Genomic DNA, 18,610 nt, shown 5'->3' on the forward strand with positions numbered 1-18,610 from the left:
GTACGCGAGGAAGAGGTAAGCACTATGAAAATTGTAATCACCAACCAGCAGGGCCGAATCGGTAAGTCGAGCATCGCCGGCAACGCCTTTCTGCCGTTCATGCCCGAAGGCACCCAATTTTTCAGCATCGAATCGCTGAACGACGGAGCAGAGCAATTCGGAGTTGAGCTGACCAAGCATCGTGGTGGCGACACCCTGGATATCCTTTCCCAGGTGATGACTGCAGACCATGTACTGCTTGATGTCGGCGCCTCGAACTTTGAGCAGTTTTTCCTTGGGCTCACCGAGTTTTCTGGTGTCGAGGACTTCGATTTATTCGTAGTTCCCACCGTTCCGGGTAAGCGTGAGTCGCTCGAAACCATGAAAACCGTCGCTAAGCTGCGTGCATTTGGTGTACCGGCTGACCGAATCCCCATCGTGTTCAACATGGTCGATCTGCAAGACCTGGCCGAACCTCTGGAAAGCGCCGTTAAGCGTTCTTTCGCGGAGATTTTGGATTTTTCCAAGTCGGAGAAAAGCTGCGTTGCTGATCCGAAGGCTGCCCTGCGTAAGTCCAACCTGTTTGACCACCTCAGCCGCTCTCGTCAGACCCTCGCCGAAGCTCTGGCGGACAAAACCGATTACGCGGCTGAAATGCGGGCCACTGTTTCCGACCCCGAAGAGCACAAGCGTGTGAGGGATGCTTTTGCCGCCATGCGTCTGGCCAAGCTGGTTGCTGCCGACTGCCATAATCTGTTTAAGCGCGTGACCGCAGGTATTCAGTAATGAATCCCTTCGACCTGGAATCCGAAAAATTCAGGATTCTGTTCGGCGAGCAGTACAAGCTGGCTGAGCAGTTCGAGGCTGTCGCACAACAGATTGCAGATGTTGAGCGCTCGCTGCATGGCACGGGCGAACAGCCTGGCCTTGCTGAGCTGCTTCTGGATGCTGCTGTCCAGATCCGTGGTGCAGCTTCAACTATCCAAGGGATGAACCTGGATGGTTTCTCCCAGGTACTCGTTTCGCTCTCCAATCAGATTGCAGGCCTGCCTGGTCGTCTGCTGAAGCCGGCTGATGAGATGGATTTCCGTGCCTCGCTGCGCGAGGGGATCGCTCAAGTTCTCGCTGATTCGATCATCGACGCGAAACTCCAGGTCGAGAGTGAAGCGGTCGATGTTGCGGTTAGCGACCTGGTTAGCCGGATCAAGGCCGCTATGGCCCAGCTCGGTGAGAGTTCGGCGAACTATTTCGCTGAGCGCAACGTGCTGAAAGGCCAACTCGAAGCAGAGAGGGAGAAGAACGCCGCGCTTGTTAAGCGTATGGCGTATTTCGAACAGGACAAAGACAACGCCCTTCGCCTGCTGTCCGCCGAGTTTTCTCAGGTGAGCAAGCGCTCCGGTAGCGCTCGGTTGATCGATGTCGGAGTCGGTGCCTTGATCGCCCTCGTGATTTCGATGAGCACTCTGTACCCAGCTGTTGAGCAATACCTCAAAGCCCCATCGCAACAACACCACCAACAGCGCTAACGCGCACACCACAGCAAGGAGAAATCGCATGGCTGCCCATAGCGAAGATGAAGATTTCCGTGGCCGTAAGAGACAGGCCCGGATCCTCGGCTACGACGCCGATGCATGGATCAAAGCCAATACGGAGTCGCGAAAGGAATTCCGAGATATAGAAGGTCACGACAAAGACGGCCTCGATGTGCTGGCTCGTGATCCCCACATGGATGAAGTCCAGAAACAGCACCAACTGCGGCAAGCGGAGCATGACAAGGCCGATCAGGCTAAGTCCGAAGCGTCTCAGCTGCGCGAGCGCAGTGAGCGCATCCTGGTGCAGACGAACGAGATCAGTGCTCTGGAGAAGGAGCTTCACCAGGGAAACGAACAACAGCAGCAGAACGAGAGCCAGGGGAGATCGATGTGATGGACATGAAAAAAATTGCGGTGATGATCGCTGCTCTGCTGGCGAGCGTTTCTGTGTCGGCCTGCCCTCTCAGCGAGTGCATGCCCGAGCTGGCTGGCTCGAACGAGGATAAGGCTTATGTCGTTGCGATGGGCAAAGACTGGTTCGAGCGGATGCAGGATCTGAAAGATCCAGTTCAGGCGATGCAGCATACCGCGCTGATCGCATCGCGCCTGCAAGTGGCAATGATCCAAGCCGAAAACCGGGCTCTGCGGCGCGCCCTTGAAACAGGCAAAGAGCCCGACTTCACGAGCATGCGTCAGTTGCCTTCGTATCAGAGTCTGCATGACGCGATCGCTTCGGATGTGCTCCAGGTGCTGACGACTGGGCGCATGCCGCAGCTCGATCGACTCGATCAACGCATCCACGCGAGTGTTCTGCGATCGATGATTGAGGAAGCTGCTGAGGAACTCGGCCAGCCGCGTAAACCGCGTCGGATCATCGAGTGAAATAGGTGGCTCACCTGAGCGGCAACTCAGGTGAGCCGGTTTCGCGGTCGGGAAAACCCACGAAAGGAAGAAATTACATGGTAACGCAATTTCAGAAGCATATGAAAAGCCTGCTTCTCTGGATCACCGATCCGGAAGCGGCCAAACGCGCCTGGCGGGAACGCCGTACGATGGCGATTCGCGCAGCGATCGGCCCGCAACTCAGTGCTGACACCCGCGGCTGGCCTGTCAACCAGATCCTGCACGATGACGTGATTGAAGCTCTGCCGTCAGATCGTGCGGCGCTGACGCGCCGCGCATTTTTCGGTCGCGCTGCATTTCATGCCGGCGCCCGCCTCCAGCGCCGACTGCGCGCCCGGAATTTCGCGCTCAGCATCGTGGCATTGGTCCTGGTATCCGCAACTGCCTACCTGCTGGGCCGCAATGGTGCCAGCCTAGCGTGGCAATGGGGCTCGACCGCTGCAGGTCTGTGCATTGCCGTCGCCGGCGCCTATGTTTTCCGCTTATCTCTCGGCCTTTCGCCTGCAGCGTGGCGGGCGATGGTCCCGGCCGGCGCGTTGCTGACTGAGGAAGAGATCCAGGACGTGAAAGAGTTCGGTGCCCGCGCACTCCTGCGCGTGACTCCACCCCAGACGCCTGCCGACCTGGTGGGATCGTATCGTTCCTGGACATACGACCGCGACGGCAACCCCGTTGATGGTCAGATCGTCCCTGACGATCTATCTGTTTCCTATCTGCGCAAGGCACTGGTTGACGAGTCGGTGCCGATGGCTGTCGCTGGCATTGCGATTCTGCTGGCCGGCCTGTTCGTCGCCACAGACTCGTTGAGTTGGTTCATCGCCCCCATCGCGGCGGGTGCCGCGGCGGTATGGTCATTACTGGCCATTTTCGATCTGGCGTCGATCGCTAAGACTCGCGCCGCTGCTGCTCGCGAGGCGCTCGCTGTAAGCGCTTACCCCAAGCTGATTGAACAGGAAGGGAAGTCGAAGTTTGCGGACTTTGATCGCGCCCTGGATGAACAGCTCGAACGAGCGATGGCCGAAAATTCCATGTTCATCACCCTGGGCACAGCTACTGATCTTTTTGCTGAGCGACGTGATCCTTACAGCCCGCCTAAAGCGGGCATGCCGTTCGGCTTGTCTATCGCTGACCTCTCGACGCACATTCTTGCTCTCGGCCAGACCGGTACAGGCAAAACGGCTGCTGTGATCCGACCTGTGGTCTGGCAATGGCAAGAGGCGAAAGCCGGTGGATTGCTGGTACTGGACGGTAAAGGACAGCTTCCCAAGGAGTTGGCCGGATTGCCCAACTACCAGGTCATCAGCCCTGAATCATCGCAGTTCAACGCGATCCAGAACCTGCCGCCAGATGAAGTCGCCGATACGCTGTTCCAGCTTTTCACGTCGACCAAGGGCAATTCCGGCGATGTCGGTGGCAATGAATGGGAACAGTTCGCCCGCGAACTGCTCCGTAGCACTGCCAAAGTCCTTGCTCTCATGAATGCACTTGAGCCTGCTCAGTGGCCCTGGAATCTCTCGTCGATCTATCGACTGGCGTTCGAGGCCGGTAGCCGGGACGCGGCAAAAGCACTGATCGAAAACGAGCACATGCACCTTCTTCCCGGGCATCTGCACCGTGCGTACAGCTCGTTTATGGTCCGCCACATGCAGAAAGCAAACGAAACGCGCTCCTCCATCGAACTCAATTTGGAAACATGGCTGGGCACATTGATCAACGACCAGGAACTTGGTTCCTGGGCTGATTGTGTGGACGGCGTAGAGATCGAGGATTGCCTGTACGGTGAAAAAATCGGGCTCGCGCTACCTGACAGCCAAACTGGTGTTGCTATTTCGGCCCTGGCAAAGCGCCGTTTTTACACAGCCATCAAGCGGCGCGGTGATGGCTGGAAATCCGAAGGCCAGGAACCTGTTCTGCTGGTAGTCGACGAGGCGCAGGATCTGGTGTCGCATGAGGAGCTGGCAATCCTGCCAAAAGCGCGCTCGCTCGGTCTATGCGCTCTCTACTCCACTCAAGGGCTCGACGGCCTCCAGGTCGCGCTCAAAGACGAGCAAGCGACGATCATGCTGCTCGACCAATTCCGCTCGGTTGTGAGCTTGCAGGTCGGATCTGATATGACTCTCAACTATGTGTCTCAGCGCCTCGGCACGGCCCCTCGCGTTGTATTCAGCGAGGTGAATGCAAACACAACTGATCCGGCGGCCACCGCAAATCTCTATGGTGCCAATGCCGGTGGTTACTCCACAGGCACCCTAGCAGCTAGGGCTCAAACGTCGGAGGAGATGATCAAAGTGGGTCGCTCCTATAGCCATGTTGGCCAGGCGATCAGCACCGTAGCCGAGTTGGCGAAAAAGCTGGGTGTCGAACAGGCCTGGCAGCAGTTACCTGCTGCTATTCGCCGTGAGCGCCCAGCCGGCAGCGTGAAGATTGGCGAAATCCCGCTTGTTTCACCGGATGAGGTTCGGGCGCTGACCATGAATAAATTCACGGCCCTGGCTGCAGTGAATCGCTGCGGCACAATTCGTCGCGCCCAGATCCGTTTGACCCCGATGTTTTCCTTCCCAACTGAAACGAAAACCGAACAGGCCGCTGAGGAGGTCGCAGCATGAACAACGCATCTCACCTCCTCGCACAACACGGCGAGCTGCTCCAGGTCGGCCCTGTTATCACCGGCCAGCCGCTGGGCGACAAGTCGCCGCGCTTCCTGAGTGCGGTCTGCGTCGCTGCTCTCTGTATCGCCTTTGCCGCCGGTGCTGGCCACATCACCCAAGGCGTCCGCGAGGAAGCGGCTCGGGTAGCCGCGGCAGAGAAAGCCGAAGCGGCGCGGCTGGCCGAGGAAAAGCGCATTGCTGCGGCGCAAGTTGCCGGCCTGCAGAAACGCCTCACGGCTATGCAGACCCAGATCAGCACCGAGCGTGATGCCCTTCAGCAGCGTTTCCAGCGGCTGCTGGCGGACAAAGACAAAGACCCCGTCGTGGCCGAAATGGTGCGCCGCTACCCAACGCCGCACCGGCCGCTCCAGGGCATTGATCCAACCGCCTTCGACGCATTTATTGATTTGGATCGCCAGAGCTGGATTTCTTCGGGCACGAGCCCGAAGCTCGATGAGCACTACCAGGTAGAGCGTGCCAAGGTTCAGGCCGGTGCCGATTACCTGCGGTACATCAACGAGGCCCTGGAACTGATCGATCAGGGCAAGCGCCTGCCAGCGTGGATGGGTTATGAGCGCTTTGCTTCTGGCTCTGAAACCGAGACTCGTGAGCTGAAAGATCACGGGGCCCCGGCGAAGCCGGAAGCTCGTCGCTCTGTGCCTGCGGCGTCGGCCGTGCCGATGGCGCCTGAGCCGGTCATGCCGCTGGAGATCCCAGCGTCAACCGCTCCAGCCGCTGCGCCTGCACCCGCGCCGGCGGCTGCGGCGCCGAAACCACGCACGGCGCCGACTGGGGTGCCTGGCAAGGTCCAGGTACTCGACTGGTAAAAATGAACGAGCCCCTTCGGGGGCTCTACTGAGTACAGATGCTGTGAAACGCAAATTGCCTGAAAGCCCGCTATATCGCATTTTCCGCGAGACTCCTTCTGAGGAACTGAAGGAATTTTTCGCGCCGGCGCTGCGAGCAGCGAAGGAAGATCAAAAAGCGATTTCGGCACGGGCCAAGGCGATCCGGGCGGCGAGAGAAACAGCAGCTACAGCTACAAGCATTTTACAGGTTGTATGCCCCGGCTTATCTGCTGATGAAATCAGCGAGCTGTTGAAGCCCTATCTCAAAAAGGCCTGGGAAGATCAGCAGGCAATTCATACGCGAGTTGAGGAAAAGCCAGACCCAGAGCCTGGCCCAAGCGCATAAGGATCCCGGCCTCGGCCGGGTTCTTTTTGCCCGCTGCGCGGGCCAAGCCCAGAAGGGGAAAATGTGCGCCGGATTCGAGTTGACGCCTGCTTCCTCGGGAAATACCCTTGTCAGCAAGAATAACCCCCACGCCTCGGGCCGGCTCTGCTGGCACTGCGCACCAGGGGGTTAGTTTTTTCTGGGGCTCCGTGCCTCGATCTCGTACCATCCTTAGTAATAGAGTTTCATCCTACGTCTGCTGTGCTGGTCGTCGTCCATTTATGCGGTGATGCAGGTAGCGCAGCACACCCAGCGTCATGCGGGCGTCGGCAAGGGCGCGGTGTGCGCCGTCTTCTGCCACGCCGCAGTCGGTCGCAGCCTCGATCAGCTTCAACCATCGCCAGTCATCGCGGTCTCGGTTGTACTCGCCATGCCACTTGGCATACATCCGCATCACGCAGGCAGTCGTCAATGCCGGCGCGGCTATACCGTGGAGCTGGTGGGTCTGCCGCAGCAGGCGCGCATCAAAGGCCGCGTTGTACGCAACGACAGTGCGCCCCGCGACGATGGCAGCGTATTGCTCTGCCACGTCTAACCAGCTCGGTGCGCTAGCCAGCATGGCGTTGGTGATGCCGTTGTATGCGCTCGCCTCTGCCGAAATTGGACGGGTCGGCTTTATCAATGTGTCGAGGATCGGCGCGCCGGTCACGTCGATGATCGCTATCTCGCATACCTCGGCATCGTCACCGAGGCCGGTGGTTTCGGTATCGAGCACTATGCAGTCTGCGGCGATCAGGTCTTTTGCCTGCGCTGCGACGTGCTGGCGACGGACTTGGGCACGCCCAGGCATCCAGCGCCACGGCACGCACTCGGCTGGGTTATACACATAGTAAGCGCCCTGACCTTGCCAGACGCTGCCAGCGGGGCGGGTATTCAGCCCCGGCATGAGGCGGAGGCGTTCCTTGAGGTGCTTACGGCATAGAAGCCCCTTGGCCTCGGCTTCGGTCGGGGTGAGGTGTTTTCGGGTTCTGCTCATTCGACCACCGCTGGTTAAGATGACTTTATTCTTATGTTTCATTCCTAGATGCTACCGGGCCACCCTCCTCGCCTCAATTCCCAGCGGATCGAAAATTCTCGATAAAATACATTATCGTTATAAATCGACGCCGCCGGCGCCGATGGATTTGCGTCAGCCTAGGTCGTGATCGCTAATGAACTGGGGAACCCATCACAGAGGATGTTCCCCATGTTCGACGACAACGTATGCCCACACTGCGGTTTGCCCTTCGAGCCAGTTGAGTGGTTCGAGGATCTGAGCGGGATCGGTGACGACTTCACCGACCTGGTGAGCTTCCAGGACGACGATGAACTGTGCGCCTGCACGGCAGAGGACGTGAATGAATGATTTGATCGCGAAGCCAGCCGGTGACCTGCAGGTCGCCGGCGAGCGCAGGCTCACCGCTGCCGAGTTCCAGGGCCTGGCCGAGGTGCCGGCCGCGGCCGAGTGGTTCGCCAACCTGGACAACCCGCGCACACGTCGCGCCTACCAGGGCGACATCGAGGACTTCAGCGGTTTCCTGGGCATCACTGCACCCGACCAGTTCCGCGCAGTCACCCGGGCACATGTCCTGGCCTGGCGCCGCCAGCTGGAACAGCGCGGCCTGGCCGGGGCCACGATCCGGCGCAAGCTGGCGGCGCTGGCCAGCCTATTTGATCACTTGCTCGATGCAAACGCTGTAGCTGGCGGCAACCCAGTGCACGGGGTGAAACGTCCACGGATTGAGAGCTCTGAAGGCAAGACGCCGGCGCTGGGCGATCACCAGGCGAAGGCACTGCTCGATGCTCCTGATCCGGCGACGATCAAGGGGCTGCGTGACCGGGCGATACTCGCGGTGCTGCTGTACCACGGTCTGCGTCGGGAGGAAGCGGCGCGCCTGACGGTACAAGACATCCTGGAGCGGCGTGGAATCAAGCACCTGAGTGTGCACGGCAAGGGCGGGAAGCTGCGCTATTTGCCACTACATCCGGTCGCCCTGGAGCGCATACATGCGTACCTTGAGGCCTCGGGTCATCACCAGGAACAGGCCGACGCGCCGTTGTTCGCGCCCTTGAGGGGCCGGAAAACAGGGATGGGGGTATCAGCTGAGGGGATCTATGCCCTGGTCGGCATTTACGCCCGGGCTGCCGGCATCGAGGTCGCGGGACTGGGCGTCCATGGCCTGAGGGCCACGGCGGCGACAAATGCCCTTGAGCATGAGGCCGACATTGCGAAAGTCCAGCAGTGGCTGGGCCACGCAAATATCAGCACAACGCGGATATACGATCGGCGAGCTTCCCGGCCGGAAGACTCGCCGACGTATAAAGTGCGGTACTAGTTTACTGCCCGCCTCCCTGTGGTGGGCTCGGGTTACGAGACGGGGTAATTGCTCGGCTGATTGAGCCAGACAGCACCTGCCGAGCGGTTGTTGATAGGCCACCCATTAGATTCTGAGGTGCGTTTTCATACGGGTTCAGGCCAGGTTCCGAGAACGAGATCATGTTCAGCACGGTACGCGGGAATGTGTTGATTAACTGAGCTGATGTGACGACGACATTCCAGCTGATGAGAATGATTACACCCACCATAAATAGGCCGCCAACCAGAATCCCGCCAAGACTTTCCAGGGGCCGCCCTACTTCAGCAGTCCCAGGGTCGTACATGCCCCATAACCCCATAGCCATGGCCTGGACCATCGCCAAGCCGATGGAGCTAATAACGATCGCAGCGGCCAGGCCACCCACAGCTAAGGCAGGGTAAAGGCCTATGAAGATCAACGCATTCCAGCCTTTTGCAGACATTTGAGACGTGTGTTCTTCACCTTTCGGAGCCGCAAAGCCGGCGCTCCAGAGGGTCACTCCGAAAAACGTGGTAGCGACGGCAACTAGCCAACTGATCGCGCCCATGAGACCAAAAACAGCGAAAAGCAGCGGCATGACGTAGCCAATTATCCCCCCGCCGATGATCATCAGCGCGCCTATTGATTTCGGAAGCGCCCCATCAGTGAGAGACGACAGGCCTGGCATGTATTGCGCAATTTTCCCACCGGCATAAAAACCTATTCCTGTTCCGACCAGTGAGCGGCCCCATGCTGCGATTGTGTGGATGTTTTGTATGCTCGGCCCTGTTGTCTCTTTAAGAATATCCAAACTGAAAACACGGGAAAGTAAAGACTTTGTGCTGTTCCCAGTATTGCCGGGTTGAATTTGAGCTAGTGTTTCTTGTTCAACAACTTTCGATAGCACTTCCCCGCCTGTCATCGCCGACAGTGAAGATTTAGGCATCATTTTGCTTGTCGCGCCATCTGCATAACTCGCTGCGCGACTAAAATCGCTCGCGGCACGCAAAACGAAAGTTCCACCCAACATCCAGCCCCAATTTTTCACCTCATCAAAATAGGGCTCTGCACGTTGTGCTTGATCGCCAGCAATCGTATTGGCAATCGTCATTTCAACAGTTTTGCTGTACCAATCAGCTGATTGAGCCGTCCAGTTTATTGACTTCTCGAAGTATTCCTTATGCTCTACTTGGGGAACTCCACCATCTTGAACAGACTTTGCATACTGAAGGGCATGGGCAACAAGTTGAATCCAGATTTGGCGCTGTGCCGAAGAGATGCCAGCTTCAATCGACGCTGCGTTATTGGCCTTAACTTGAACGAACTCATCAGAACATGTCATCGAGCTCATCCAGCCGAGTTGGCAAAACCATCCCTCAGTTTCGAGTTCACGACCGATTGTTTCATCAACAGCGCCGGAGTCGATCAGGCCATTTGCACCGAGAGTCACCTCGCGAGCAAGCGCGTCTGTTGGAGCAATTAGCGGAATCTGCAGCGATCGGCCAGCGACACTGAGAAATGCCTCAGCGGCTTGAGACTGGGCATCGGCTGAGCCTGCTGGATGAGTGCTCCCATAGACCTCGTTCCAACGATTGCGCAGAGCCACCAGGGCGAGCTGTTCGCCCGTAAGGCCGGCAACTATCTTTTCTTCAGTCGGATCCCTAAATACAGCAAAGCCGGCCAACTGAGCTGCTGAAAGCTTCCAGGAATTGAACATGTCCAGGGCAACGCCTGGATCTACCTTAGGACGAAACTTCGGATCGCTGAAAAGATTATGACGGTGCATCAGCTCGAAAGCGTCGTGCTGCATCGTGTCGCCAAAATCAGCAGCCGTTTTTGATAGGCCTGCAATTAGTGCGTGCCCGGTTGTCAGGGTGATCGCCACACCACCAGCGCTGGAAACAGGGACAACCGGCGCGACAAGAATCAGTGCGACCACCACACGAAGAGGATAGAAAAACGCTTCATTTCCGTCCCGGGCGCCGAAGAAGTTGCCGTTATTTTTCAGCCGAAAAATACCTAGGAACATTGCCCAAGACGCGAGCACACCGAACATCAGCAGGCCAATCTGGGCGAATGCTGCAGCGAAAATAGTAAGTGGCGTAACGTCCTGAGTTACTACTTTCGAGACTTCTGGCCCTTTAAATATCCAGCGACCGAACATCCAGGACAATACAAGCTGAGAGAAGCTATTCATTCGAAGTCTCCAGCCGGACCTTATAATTATCCGGAAGGGTGCGCCCAACCAAAAGGCTAGGATTTTTTAGGATATCTTTCAGGAATCGCATTACAGGGGGTGCGCTTTGGGTATATGCCATGTTCAAGCGGTATGCATTTTGGAACAGAAGCATTAAAAGGAAGTTAATGAAAACTGCATTTGCAAAAATCATCATGTAACCTGCATCGAGATTTGATAACAAATTCCCGATAATTAAGCCAATACCTAGAATAAGCAGCAGGTTGACAAATAGCGCGCTTTTGTACTTCCTCTTCACGCTTTCAGTCGATATTTCATACTGTCGGCACATATCGTCCCAAAGACCTTTATCATCCAATTCGGCTAGGGCATTTTCTTCTTTAGCTTGACGCCGAATTTCTTGAATGACAGATCGTATTCCGCGAATAAAATTTAATGGAAGCTTGGCAGAGTCTTTAACCCCGCGAATAGCGCCATGGACGGCGCTCTTTGTTTGTGCATATCCGGTCAAATACGCAACGAATGTTTTAATTTTGCTCATGACTCACCTCAGACATGTGTAAGGGGGCAACAGGGTTTTTTTCAGATTCAACTGCTATTTAGGCAGCATCTTTAATTTCTCGGCTCAGGATCTGTTCAACTGTTACCGCGAGCGCCGCAATGACATGCGCGTCATGCTCACAGCTTGGTGGAAGCTCTACAGCTTTAACTTGAATCTCGCGTAAGGCTGCAAGTGCGCGCTGGATATCGAGAGTATCCATAAATCAGTTCCAGTATTTGTTCGAACAAACAAAATCAACAAGAGCATCGGCCTTCGCCTTCATGCCAAACGAGTTGATATATACGCTTTCCATATAACCACGACTTACATCAACCACAACCCAGCCACTTGCTAAACGCTCCAACTTAAACTTTGTAGCCTCTGGAGTACCTTTGTAAGAATTTGGCACTTTCCCACAGTGCGGACTTACGCTGAAAGTTAGTCCTACCCAGTCCTTTTTGAAGAGAACAGCAGAAAGCCTTTTTTCAATGTGCTTCACTGCGCTCTCGATGTCTTCAACGCTGATGCAGCGCACACGAGCCCTTGCCTCAACCTGCTCAATCACAGAAGAAAGTTTTTCTTTATTGCTTACCTTGATTTTCATGTCTGCCTCTCATTTGTTAACAGCTATTCAGTTAGCCGATGAACAAATAATAAGAGGTAATAACAAAACCCTCTAATTGCATTTACCTAAAACTGCAAATGCTTTTGCAATTGCGCGAACATATAAAATTAACGAATAACGAATTTTCTTGAACCGCGCACTGAAAACTTGATTAACTCTTCCTATCGCCCACAAAAAAGCCCCTCGCAAGGGGCTTTTAATCAGGAGATTCAATCTAGTACCTGCGAATTATTCCAGTTACCTCATTGAAGAACTCTTGCGGATTCTCGCCATGAGTAGAGGTCTCGCCGGTGGCGACATAAGCTTTCCAGGCACCATCGCTGTACACGAATTTGAAGCCTTCCGAACTTGCAGTACGGCGACGATAGCCGCCAAAGTTGTCAATCGGTCGAATCTTCTCAACACCGTCCACTACAAGCGACAGGTAGCCTGTATCAGGGTTCGCCGCCTCATTCCAGAAAGTCAGTTCAATTCTTTTGGCCTTGGGAGTACCCAGTGCATCTTCAAGGTACTGCGAGGCTTTCTCGCTGTAGACCGCATCAGTTGTTGCCTCTTCCGGCATGATTTTGTTTTCTTTCGACTCACCACAACCGACCAGGGCGGCGAAGGCGATAGCTACCAGGGCAATTTTGATTTTCATGATTCCTGTCCTTTTCACTTCTTGATGCTCAAACGGATCGCATGAATCGCGTATCCGACAATTCTGTCGTTCTGCCGCACACGGATTACATCTGTTTCCACGTATCCCTGAGGTGCTCGATCAACGTTCCCGTTGAAAACGATTGCCACCGGAGTTCGAACCGTCGCGGTGTAGCGGTTCAAGTTGCCCACGGCTTTGACGCCCTCCTGGACAACCTTGCCAGCTCCAGTATTTACAGCGAGCACAAGGCCGTTCTTCGGGCTCTTCAGCTGATCGAGAATACCCACGCGCTGAAGGCTTGAACGCCAGTCCCGGTATGCCGGATCGGTCAGGCATTCAACGTGCAAATCCTGCAGTTGGCGTTCGTGAGCTGCGTAGTTCAGCTGGAATGCTTTCATCACGCACTTCTCTGCAAACTTCAACAGCGGGACCGGATGAGGCTCGCTCGCGGCCTCGGCCTGGACGGTAGCCATGAGGATCAGCGCGGCCAAGGCACCTTTCGCCAGGTTCATTGCTCGATCACCAGGTGAGTAAGCAACGCCAGATATGCCGCCGCTGTCACATACAGCATCCCTAGCACAGCAGACCCAACAGTTGCTTGCCCGGTATGAGCTACATACGTCAGTCCAGCAATTGCAAACGGCCAGGCCAGGGCAGCGGCGCCACAACCGAACACTAGGGCGACCATGACCAGGCCGGCGATGATGCGGAACCCCCAAGGCGCATGCTCCAGTGGGAACATGATGCAGGCCTCAAGACCAGCAACCAGGAAGCGGATTGGGTTGCGGGCGATGCGGCGCGCTGCAGTGAAACCAGGCCATACGATATTAAGCACGTTCATCGTTCAACTCCTCGGCCAGATCCTGCTGCGCAGCACGCCAATCGCGGATCAGGGCCTTCAACTCATCGGCGCCGGCGCGAAGCTTCGCACCAGTACCAGGGACTAAGGCGACCCGGCCGGAATCGGCCAGTACGCAATACTCTTCCGCTCGTATGCGCAGCTCCTCGATTTCATCCTGGTTGGCGGTCGCTGATTCAATCATCAGCGCAGCCTGTTCCAGGATCTCGCCCTGCATGAGCAGCAGGGCGGTATCGAGGCCTGGCAAGGGCGCCAGGCGCAGGGTCATTACAGAGCCCCCTTTTCCATGACCACCGGCTGGAGCGGCGCCTTGAGCTTGATCTCAACGCGGCGATTCTGCGCCCTCCCCTCCTCGCTCGAATTGCTGGCGATCGGCTGAGACGGACCGGCGCCGTATACCTGAATGCGTTCTTTCGCGATGCCCTGGCCGATGAGGTACTTGCCGACGCTTACAGCGCGACGCTGGCTGAGCTCGATGTTGCTCGCGTTGCTGCCGACCGAATCGGTGTGGCCGGTGACCTCGATGTTGTTGTCGCCGTACTCACGGAAGCTGGTGGCCAGCTTGTCGAGGTTGAACTGGGCTGCGGGGCTGAGCTCAGTCGATCCGGTCTGGAAGGTGATCGCGCCGGGCATAACCAACTTGATGTCGTCGCCCTGGCGTTGCACTTCGATCCCGGTGCCAGCAGTCGCTTTGCGCAATTCGGCTTCCTGGCGGTCGGCGTAGACGCCGTAACCGGCACCGGCCAGGCCGCCGATACCGGCGCCGATGAGTGCGCCTTTGCCGCGGTTGTCTTTGTTGATCAGAGCGCCTGCAGCGGCGCCGGCGATAGTGCCGATGGAGCCCCAGGTAAGGGTCTGATTGCGCGAGCCGTCCTGATCGGTCGGGCCGAGGTTGGCGCAGCCGGCCAGGGAGAGGATGCTGAGGATCAGCGCGGAAGAGATGAGCTTTTTCATTGTCGAGTCCTTTACTGCGACGGGTTGATTGGGTTTGCACGCAATGGCATGCGAAGCCGCGGGAGCGGCAGATCAACTGGTGTCACAGCGAAGACCCGACTGGGCTTTTCTTGGTTTTGCCGCCCCTACCCTGTCGCTGATCCTGGTAGGTTTGGTAGTGTTTCTAAGGTCTATTCTAGCACTTAATTCGTAATTGCCAATTACTAATTACGAATTAGTAATTAATATTTATCCTCTGTACCCCGCGGCCTCCAGGGCCTCGCGCACAATCGCGCTGATCGTTCTGGGGCCTTCACCTGAGCGTTTGTTGTCGCGCACCGTATCCTCCAGCTGCTCGATTACGCTGGGCGGCAGACTGATTGAGATTGGCTTTGCTTTGATCGCTGCCGAGGATCCTGCTGTTTTCTGCTCACCATAAGGGCGATCAGCAAGCTGCCGCGCAAGGGCCTCTGCCGCAACGGAGCTGACCGGGCTCTTACCAGCAGCGGCCTGGCTTGGTTTTTTAAGCGCCACGGAACACCTCCTGCAGCAGGGCGTTGATCTCTGCCGCTGCCTGAGCGTTGTCGCCCTCTAGGACGGACTTGCCGGTAGGGATCGAGTCCTTATAAGCCTTGCGATAGAAGCCTACAGACTCAAGCGGCTTGATCTCTGGGAATTCGGCCAGGAACTCAAGGAACTCGCGGCGCTCGGTCTCGCGCACGGCAGGGTTCGTAGAAGCCATCGAGTGGTATGCGTAGACCTTCAGGCCAGGATTCAGGTCGCGCACCCGTACCACTTGCTCCTGGAGCTCGCTGAGCGTGTCCAGATCCAGCTGGCTGCACTGGTGGGGCGCGATGATCAGATCGGCAACCGCTGCGCCCGTGATCAACTCGCGGGAGTTGCGACCAGCCACATCGACGATGACGAAATCGAATTTCTCACCCAGCGTGCGCAGGGTAGAGGAGATGTTGTCGCGCTTTTCGATCAGTGTGATTTTCGGCTCAAGGCCTGCGGCCTCACGCTCGGCGTACCAACGCGAAGCGCTGCGCTGCGGGTCAGCGTCCACCAGGCAGACATCATGCCCCTTTGCGGCCAGAGCCACGGCAATGTTGATGGCGGTGGTCGTTTTCCCGGCGCCGCCCTTGTTGCAGCCAACGACAGTGACGTCGCCCATGTCGCACCCCTTACGAATTGTGATTTATGAAATAGTAATTACGAATTAACAGATGAAGCAAGCGCCATAATCTCGTCGGCAACGGCCTCAGAGTAGGGGAGACGCCATCCGATTGCCCCGGCCCCTCCCGTGCTAACGTTGTTTCGTGACCAGTCATCGCCGTCAGATCCGTTATTCTGGATGTACCAGATCCAAGCCTCGCCGATCACAAACCAGGATCCATGGCCGTAGATGTCCTGAGTATCAAGAAAGCGGCTCCCTTCTGGCTGGTGTACCCCTTCAGGCAACTCACCGCTACGTTGGATCTCATCGGCGATGTGCTTTACAGCCGCTTGATGATCCATCGCCACACGACGGTGTGCGTGATCTTTTTCTTCTTCAGCTTCGAGTTTTGCGATCTCGTCATCGGTCGCCAGCCGATAGTAGGCATAGCACCCCATCTCGCCTTCATAGCCGAGGAGGTGCGAGCCGCTGCAACTCGGCGCGCTCTCGTCGATACGAAATGATTTGCCGAAATCCTCGATCACAAGGATTCGGCCGGCGAGGCGGGTCGGAATACCCTTTGCTGGCCGTACAGCCAGCGGCACCAAGATCCGGTTAGCGCGGCGGCTAGCCTGCTTTTCCTCGCGGGCCATTTTCTCTTCCTGGTAAACCCGCTGACGCTCTGCTGCCTGCGATTCATATTCATTGGCGTTCTTCTGCGCTTTGGCCACTACAGCTGCCAGACGATCGGTAAGCTGAGGAAATGCAGGGCAACGAGTTCGAGCCTGGATGACAGCATTGCTCTTGTACGAACCACTCTGTACGTCACGCTCAGCGAAGCCGAGCCACTTCTCAGCCTCCACAAGCGCCAGGACCTGCTGAGCAGCCTCCTCGGAAACGGCTTCAAATCGCAGGTTCGCGCCGTATTTTGAGCGTTCGCTCAGATCCCGAACCGGGATTTCTACCACCGCACCCGCTTCCAGGTGGGCGGTCAGGTCACTGATCACCAGCTGGGCTTTAGCGCGCCCGAGCGTGCATTCAAAGTATTTGCGGCCGCGTTTCACGATGGTGAGAGTTTTTCGGCTGATGTCAGTCATGGTAGGGGCTCCATCTGTTAATCGAGGTCATGGAGCAGAGCTCCAGGAGGGGTGGCTTCGAGTAACAGCGGGCATCCGACAGGACATTTCTAGTTATTGCCATCGCATCCCTACCGCTGCTCGGGGATGGTCTGGTGGTGCTTCTAAGGTCTATTCTAGCACCTTCATCGTAATTCGCAATTACGAATTAACAATAAAACACATCTTTCAGCCTGGCCATCAGGCCCCGCCAGCGAGCTGCGCTCGCACAGCGCCAAGCGCCTTCAAGCTTTCAAGGTCGACCAGGCGCACCTCGCGCCCGAGCTCCACGGCACCCACTAGGCGCCCGTCAATTCCGAACAGAATCAGCTTCACCATTGGCTTCACGCCTCCGTTTGGGTGGTTACGGATCGACTATAGCCGCGAAAATCATAATTCACAATTACTAATTCGCAATTCGTATAAGTTTATTTGTTTGTTTATTTCTTTGTTTGTTGCTAATATTCATCTATCCCAGAGGAGGGTAGATATGCGACCAGCAGAATTCACACCCGAGCAGATCATCCAGGCCGGCCAGGCGCTCATTGAAGCCGGCCGCAAAGTCACCGGCTTCGCCCTTCGCCAGCGGGTCGGCGGCGGCAACCCGAACCGCCTCAAGGCCATTTGGGACGAGCACCTGGCTGGCCAGTCTGTAGTCCAATCTGAGCCCGTGGCGGAATTGCCCGTTGAGGTAGCCGAACAGTTGAAGGTCGTCACTGAGGCGCTGACTGACAGGCTTGCAGCGCTGGCCGTGGATCTGAACGACAAGGCAGTCAAAGCCAGCGAACGTCGCGTAGCTGAAGTTGTGCGCGCTGCAGGCGAACAGCGTGAGCAGGCTGATAGCGAGCTGGCAGACGCCAGCCAGACTGTCGACGACCTGGAGCAGAAGCTCGACGAGAAGGTTGAGCTGATCGAATCCCTGGAGCAGCAACTCGCTAGCGAAAAATCAGCGCGCCAGGCTCAGGCTGTCGAGCTGGCCCAGGTGCGTGAACGGCTGGTCGCTGTGGAAGAGGCTGCAGGGAAGGCGGCTGATCAAGCGGCGCAGCGTGAAAAGGAACTACAGGCCGACATCCTGGATGCACGCCGTGCCGAGCAAGCCTCCCGCGAACGTGAAGCGCAAGCTGTTGGCGCATTGGCTGCTGCTGAAAAGCAACATGTCGAGGATGCTGAGATCAGCCAGCGCCTGCGCCTGGATCTACGCAAGACGGGCGACGAGCTGGCGAAAAGCCGCTCTGACGCAGAGAACGCTACTGCTCAGCTGCAGTCGGCCCTTGAGGAGCTGCAGACGGCTCGCGCTGAAGCACGGGCAGGCCTGGAGTACAAAGCACAGCTGGAAGCTGCTACGCAGCGCATCACCTCTGCAGAAGAACGCGAGCGCGATGCTCGCCAAGCCGCCGAGAAGGCCTCTGGCGAAGCGCACCAGGCGCAAGTGGCTCTGCAGGCGACGCAGGCCCGCCTGGAGTCGATTACCCGCGAACTTGAAACCGCGCAGGCCGCAGCATCTGAAGCGAAAGCCGAGCTGAAAGAGATCCGCGCCGAGATGAAAAAGCCCGCAGCGAAGAAAGGGGATGTCTAATTTTTTGTTTGTATTGACAAACAAAAGAGGGCCGGCGATAATGGAGCCCTGATTTGGAGAGAGTCAAATCACCGACCCGGCGGAACCGGGACCTAGGAGAAAGATTATGATCATCAAAACCGGCACCACTCTTACCGCAGACCAGGCTCGCGCCATCATCACCGCCTACGGCGCAGAACACGTTTGTTTCGACGGCGAATTGCCTGTAGAACTTGACATCGCATACATCCAAGACAACGACACCTTCACCGGGTCATGCCGAGATAAAGGGAAAATTCACTCACTTCGCTTTTAAGCGGTTGATCCTGAATGGTTTTTCAAATCGCGCGCACAGTCTCTGATCGTGGACTATCTTTTC

24 protein-coding genes are annotated in these 18,610 nt (G+C 56.8%); 11 read left to right on the plus strand and 13 right to left on the minus strand.

The genetic code is table 11. From position 1 onward, the window contains the following. Positions 1 to 24 precede the first annotated feature (24 nt). From DBO86_RS20280 to DBO86_RS25920, 7 genes are all read left to right on the plus strand, one after another. On the plus strand, positions 25 to 765 hold the full coding sequence (locus DBO86_RS20280) for a hypothetical protein (protein ID WP_108234663.1): 741 nt from the start codon (positions 25 to 27) through the stop codon (positions 763 to 765). Then, positions 765 to 1,505 (plus strand): hypothetical protein, encoded by a 741-nt coding sequence (locus DBO86_RS20285; RefSeq protein WP_108234664.1) that lies wholly within the window; start codon positions 765 to 767, stop codon positions 1,503 to 1,505. The genes DBO86_RS20280 and DBO86_RS20285 overlap by 1 nt, the downstream gene beginning before the upstream one ends. Positions 1,506 to 1,533: 28 nt before the next feature. Continuing rightward, complete coding sequence (locus DBO86_RS20290) at positions 1,534 to 1,905, plus strand: hypothetical protein (protein WP_108234665.1); 372 nt, start codon at positions 1,534 to 1,536, stop codon at positions 1,903 to 1,905. Further along, positions 1,905 to 2,393 carry a hypothetical protein gene (locus tag DBO86_RS20295; RefSeq protein WP_093503786.1) on the plus strand — a complete coding sequence of 163 codons (489 nt, stop codon included), beginning with the start codon at positions 1,905 to 1,907 and terminating at the stop codon, positions 2,391 to 2,393. The genes DBO86_RS20290 and DBO86_RS20295 overlap by 1 nt, the downstream gene beginning before the upstream one ends. Positions 2,394 to 2,470: 77 nt before the next feature. Then, positions 2,471 to 5,020, plus strand: coding sequence for a type IV secretory system conjugative DNA transfer family protein (locus tag DBO86_RS26305; RefSeq protein WP_208630514.1), 2,550 nt, complete (start codon positions 2,471 to 2,473; stop codon positions 5,018 to 5,020). After that, positions 5,017 to 5,889: a hypothetical protein gene (locus DBO86_RS20305; protein ID WP_108234666.1), complete on the plus strand. Its 873-nt coding sequence runs from the start codon at positions 5,017 to 5,019 to the stop codon at positions 5,887 to 5,889. Before DBO86_RS26305 ends, DBO86_RS20305 begins: the two co-directional genes overlap by 4 nt. A 43-nt stretch (positions 5,890 to 5,932) precedes the next feature. Continuing rightward, on the plus strand, positions 5,933 to 6,256 hold the full coding sequence (locus DBO86_RS25920; protein ID WP_143503321.1) for a hypothetical protein: 324 nt from the start codon (positions 5,933 to 5,935) through the stop codon (positions 6,254 to 6,256). Positions 6,257 to 6,485: 229 nt separating this feature from the next. On the opposite strand, the gene DBO86_RS20310 is transcribed toward DBO86_RS25920, so the two are convergent. Beyond that, a complete protein-coding gene (locus DBO86_RS20310) occupies positions 6,486 to 7,313 on the minus strand; it encodes a 3'-5' exonuclease (protein ID WP_244185583.1) in 828 nt (275 codons plus the stop codon). Positions 7,314 to 7,481: 168 nt separating this feature from the next. Between DBO86_RS20310 and DBO86_RS26100 the strand changes: the two genes are divergently transcribed. Then, complete coding sequence (locus DBO86_RS26100; protein ID WP_167399148.1) at positions 7,482 to 7,640, plus strand: hypothetical protein; 159 nt, start codon at positions 7,482 to 7,484, stop codon at positions 7,638 to 7,640. After that, entirely contained in the window at positions 7,633 to 8,610 is a 978-nt protein-coding gene (locus DBO86_RS20315) for a tyrosine-type recombinase/integrase (protein ID WP_108234667.1), read from the plus strand. Before DBO86_RS26100 ends, DBO86_RS20315 begins: the two co-directional genes overlap by 8 nt. A 1-nt stretch (position 8,611) precedes the next feature. Here the strand turns inward: DBO86_RS20315 and DBO86_RS20320 are convergent, their stop codons facing one another. The 12 genes from DBO86_RS20320 to DBO86_RS20370 all read right to left on the minus strand — a co-directional run bounded on the left by DBO86_RS20320 (position 8,612) and on the right by DBO86_RS20370 (position 16,658). Then, positions 8,612 to 10,807 (minus strand): hypothetical protein, encoded by a 2,196-nt coding sequence (locus tag DBO86_RS20320; protein ID WP_108234668.1) that lies wholly within the window; start codon positions 10,805 to 10,807, stop codon positions 8,612 to 8,614. Further along, positions 10,800 to 11,348 carry a hypothetical protein gene (locus tag DBO86_RS20325; protein ID WP_108234669.1) on the minus strand — a complete coding sequence of 183 codons (549 nt, stop codon included), beginning with the start codon at positions 11,346 to 11,348 and terminating at the stop codon, positions 10,800 to 10,802. The genes DBO86_RS20320 and DBO86_RS20325 overlap by 8 nt, the downstream gene beginning before the upstream one ends. Before the next feature lie 58 nt (positions 11,349 to 11,406). Then, positions 11,407 to 11,568, minus strand: a complete 162-nt coding sequence (locus DBO86_RS26105) for a hypothetical protein (protein WP_167399149.1) — start codon at positions 11,566 to 11,568, stop codon at positions 11,407 to 11,409. Positions 11,569 to 11,571: 3 nt separating this feature from the next. Then, positions 11,572 to 11,952 (minus strand): hypothetical protein, encoded by a 381-nt coding sequence (locus tag DBO86_RS20330; RefSeq protein ID WP_108234670.1) that lies wholly within the window; start codon positions 11,950 to 11,952, stop codon positions 11,572 to 11,574. A gap of 235 nt (positions 11,953 to 12,187) precedes the next feature. Then, on the minus strand, positions 12,188 to 12,613 hold the full coding sequence (locus DBO86_RS20335) for a hypothetical protein (protein ID WP_108234671.1): 426 nt from the start codon (positions 12,611 to 12,613) through the stop codon (positions 12,188 to 12,190). Between the two features lie 14 nt (positions 12,614 to 12,627). Further along, positions 12,628 to 13,125 (minus strand): DotI/IcmL family type IV secretion protein, encoded by a 498-nt coding sequence (locus tag DBO86_RS20340; protein ID WP_108234672.1) that lies wholly within the window; start codon positions 13,123 to 13,125, stop codon positions 12,628 to 12,630. Then, positions 13,122 to 13,454 (minus strand): hypothetical protein, encoded by a 333-nt coding sequence (locus DBO86_RS20345; RefSeq protein WP_108234673.1) that lies wholly within the window; start codon positions 13,452 to 13,454, stop codon positions 13,122 to 13,124. The genes DBO86_RS20340 and DBO86_RS20345 overlap by 4 nt, the downstream gene beginning before the upstream one ends. After that, entirely contained in the window at positions 13,441 to 13,740 is a 300-nt protein-coding gene (locus DBO86_RS20350) for a hypothetical protein (RefSeq protein ID WP_108234674.1), read from the minus strand. The genes DBO86_RS20345 and DBO86_RS20350 overlap by 14 nt, the downstream gene beginning before the upstream one ends. Further along, a complete protein-coding gene (locus DBO86_RS20355; protein WP_108234675.1) occupies positions 13,740 to 14,426 on the minus strand; it encodes a YiaD family glycine zipper/OmpA-like lipoprotein in 687 nt (228 codons plus the stop codon). The genes DBO86_RS20350 and DBO86_RS20355 overlap by 1 nt, the downstream gene beginning before the upstream one ends. A 228-nt stretch (positions 14,427 to 14,654) precedes the next feature. Further along, complete coding sequence (locus DBO86_RS20360; protein WP_108234676.1) at positions 14,655 to 14,939, minus strand: hypothetical protein; 285 nt, start codon at positions 14,937 to 14,939, stop codon at positions 14,655 to 14,657. After that, positions 14,929 to 15,579: an AAA family ATPase gene (locus DBO86_RS20365; protein ID WP_108234677.1), complete on the minus strand. Its 651-nt coding sequence runs from the start codon at positions 15,577 to 15,579 to the stop codon at positions 14,929 to 14,931. The genes DBO86_RS20360 and DBO86_RS20365 overlap by 11 nt, the downstream gene beginning before the upstream one ends. 38 nt (positions 15,580 to 15,617) lie before the next feature. Beyond that, entirely contained in the window at positions 15,618 to 16,658 is a 1,041-nt protein-coding gene (locus DBO86_RS20370) for a hypothetical protein (RefSeq protein WP_108234678.1), read from the minus strand. On the opposite strand from DBO86_RS20370, the gene DBO86_RS20375 reads away from it, so the two are divergent. Both DBO86_RS20375 and DBO86_RS20380 read left to right on the plus strand, forming a co-directional pair. Next, positions 16,648 to 18,252: a DNA-binding protein gene (locus DBO86_RS20375; RefSeq protein WP_208630517.1), complete on the plus strand. Its 1,605-nt coding sequence runs from the start codon at positions 16,648 to 16,650 to the stop codon at positions 18,250 to 18,252. The genes DBO86_RS20370 and DBO86_RS20375 overlap by 11 nt on opposite strands. A gap of 106 nt (positions 18,253 to 18,358) precedes the next feature. Then, complete coding sequence (locus tag DBO86_RS20380) at positions 18,359 to 18,547, plus strand: hypothetical protein (protein ID WP_108234680.1); 189 nt, start codon at positions 18,359 to 18,361, stop codon at positions 18,545 to 18,547. Positions 18,548 to 18,610 lie beyond the last annotated feature (63 nt).

It is taken from the genome of Ectopseudomonas oleovorans (assembly GCF_003052605.1).
GTDB lineage: Bacteria > Pseudomonadota > Gammaproteobacteria > Pseudomonadales > Pseudomonadaceae > Aquipseudomonas > Aquipseudomonas oleovorans_A.

Bases quoted from the DNA above. Each gene is read 5' to 3' on its own strand.
- DBO86_RS20280 (WP_108234663.1), top strand. From the start codon at position 25: ATGAAAATTGTAATCACCAACCAGCAGGGCCGAATCGGTAAGTCGAGC.
- DBO86_RS20345 (WP_108234673.1), bottom strand. From the start codon at position 13,454: ATGAACGTGCTTAATATCGTATGGCCTGGTTTCACTGCAGCGCGCCGC.
- DBO86_RS20290 (WP_108234665.1), top strand. From the start codon at position 1,534: ATGGCTGCCCATAGCGAAGATGAAGATTTCCGTGGCCGTAAGAGACAG.
- DBO86_RS20295 (WP_093503786.1), top strand. From the start codon at position 1,905: ATGGACATGAAAAAAATTGCGGTGATGATCGCTGCTCTGCTGGCGAGC.
- DBO86_RS20380 (WP_108234680.1), top strand. From the start codon at position 18,359: ATGATCATCAAAACCGGCACCACTCTTACCGCAGACCAGGCTCGCGCC.
- DBO86_RS20310 (WP_244185583.1), bottom strand. From the start codon at position 7,313: ATGAAACATAAGAATAAAGTCATCTTAACCAGCGGTGGTCGAATGAGC.
- DBO86_RS20325 (WP_108234669.1), bottom strand. From the start codon at position 11,348: ATGAGCAAAATTAAAACATTCGTTGCGTATTTGACCGGATATGCACAA.
- DBO86_RS20335 (WP_108234671.1), bottom strand. From the start codon at position 12,613: ATGAAAATCAAAATTGCCCTGGTAGCTATCGCCTTCGCCGCCCTGGTC.
- DBO86_RS20340 (WP_108234672.1), bottom strand. From the start codon at position 13,125: ATGAACCTGGCGAAAGGTGCCTTGGCCGCGCTGATCCTCATGGCTACC.
- DBO86_RS26305 (WP_208630514.1), top strand. From the start codon at position 2,471: ATGGTAACGCAATTTCAGAAGCATATGAAAAGCCTGCTTCTCTGGATC.
- DBO86_RS20365 (WP_108234677.1), bottom strand. From the start codon at position 15,579: ATGGGCGACGTCACTGTCGTTGGCTGCAACAAGGGCGGCGCCGGGAAA.
- DBO86_RS26100 (WP_167399148.1), top strand. From the start codon at position 7,482: ATGTTCGACGACAACGTATGCCCACACTGCGGTTTGCCCTTCGAGCCA.
- DBO86_RS20320 (WP_108234668.1), bottom strand. From the start codon at position 10,807: ATGAATAGCTTCTCTCAGCTTGTATTGTCCTGGATGTTCGGTCGCTGG.
- DBO86_RS20350 (WP_108234674.1), bottom strand. From the start codon at position 13,740: ATGACCCTGCGCCTGGCGCCCTTGCCAGGCCTCGATACCGCCCTGCTG.
- DBO86_RS20330 (WP_108234670.1), bottom strand. From the start codon at position 11,952: ATGAAAATCAAGGTAAGCAATAAAGAAAAACTTTCTTCTGTGATTGAG.
- DBO86_RS26105 (WP_167399149.1), bottom strand. From the start codon at position 11,568: ATGGATACTCTCGATATCCAGCGCGCACTTGCAGCCTTACGCGAGATT.
- DBO86_RS20355 (WP_108234675.1), bottom strand. From the start codon at position 14,426: ATGAAAAAGCTCATCTCTTCCGCGCTGATCCTCAGCATCCTCTCCCTG.
- DBO86_RS20285 (WP_108234664.1), top strand. From the start codon at position 765: ATGAATCCCTTCGACCTGGAATCCGAAAAATTCAGGATTCTGTTCGGC.
- DBO86_RS20370 (WP_108234678.1), bottom strand. From the start codon at position 16,658: ATGACTGACATCAGCCGAAAAACTCTCACCATCGTGAAACGCGGCCGC.
- DBO86_RS20305 (WP_108234666.1), top strand. From the start codon at position 5,017: ATGAACAACGCATCTCACCTCCTCGCACAACACGGCGAGCTGCTCCAG.
- DBO86_RS20315 (WP_108234667.1), top strand. From the start codon at position 7,633: ATGAATGATTTGATCGCGAAGCCAGCCGGTGACCTGCAGGTCGCCGGC.
- DBO86_RS20375 (WP_208630517.1), top strand. From the start codon at position 16,648: ATGTCAGTCATGGTAGGGGCTCCATCTGTTAATCGAGGTCATGGAGCA.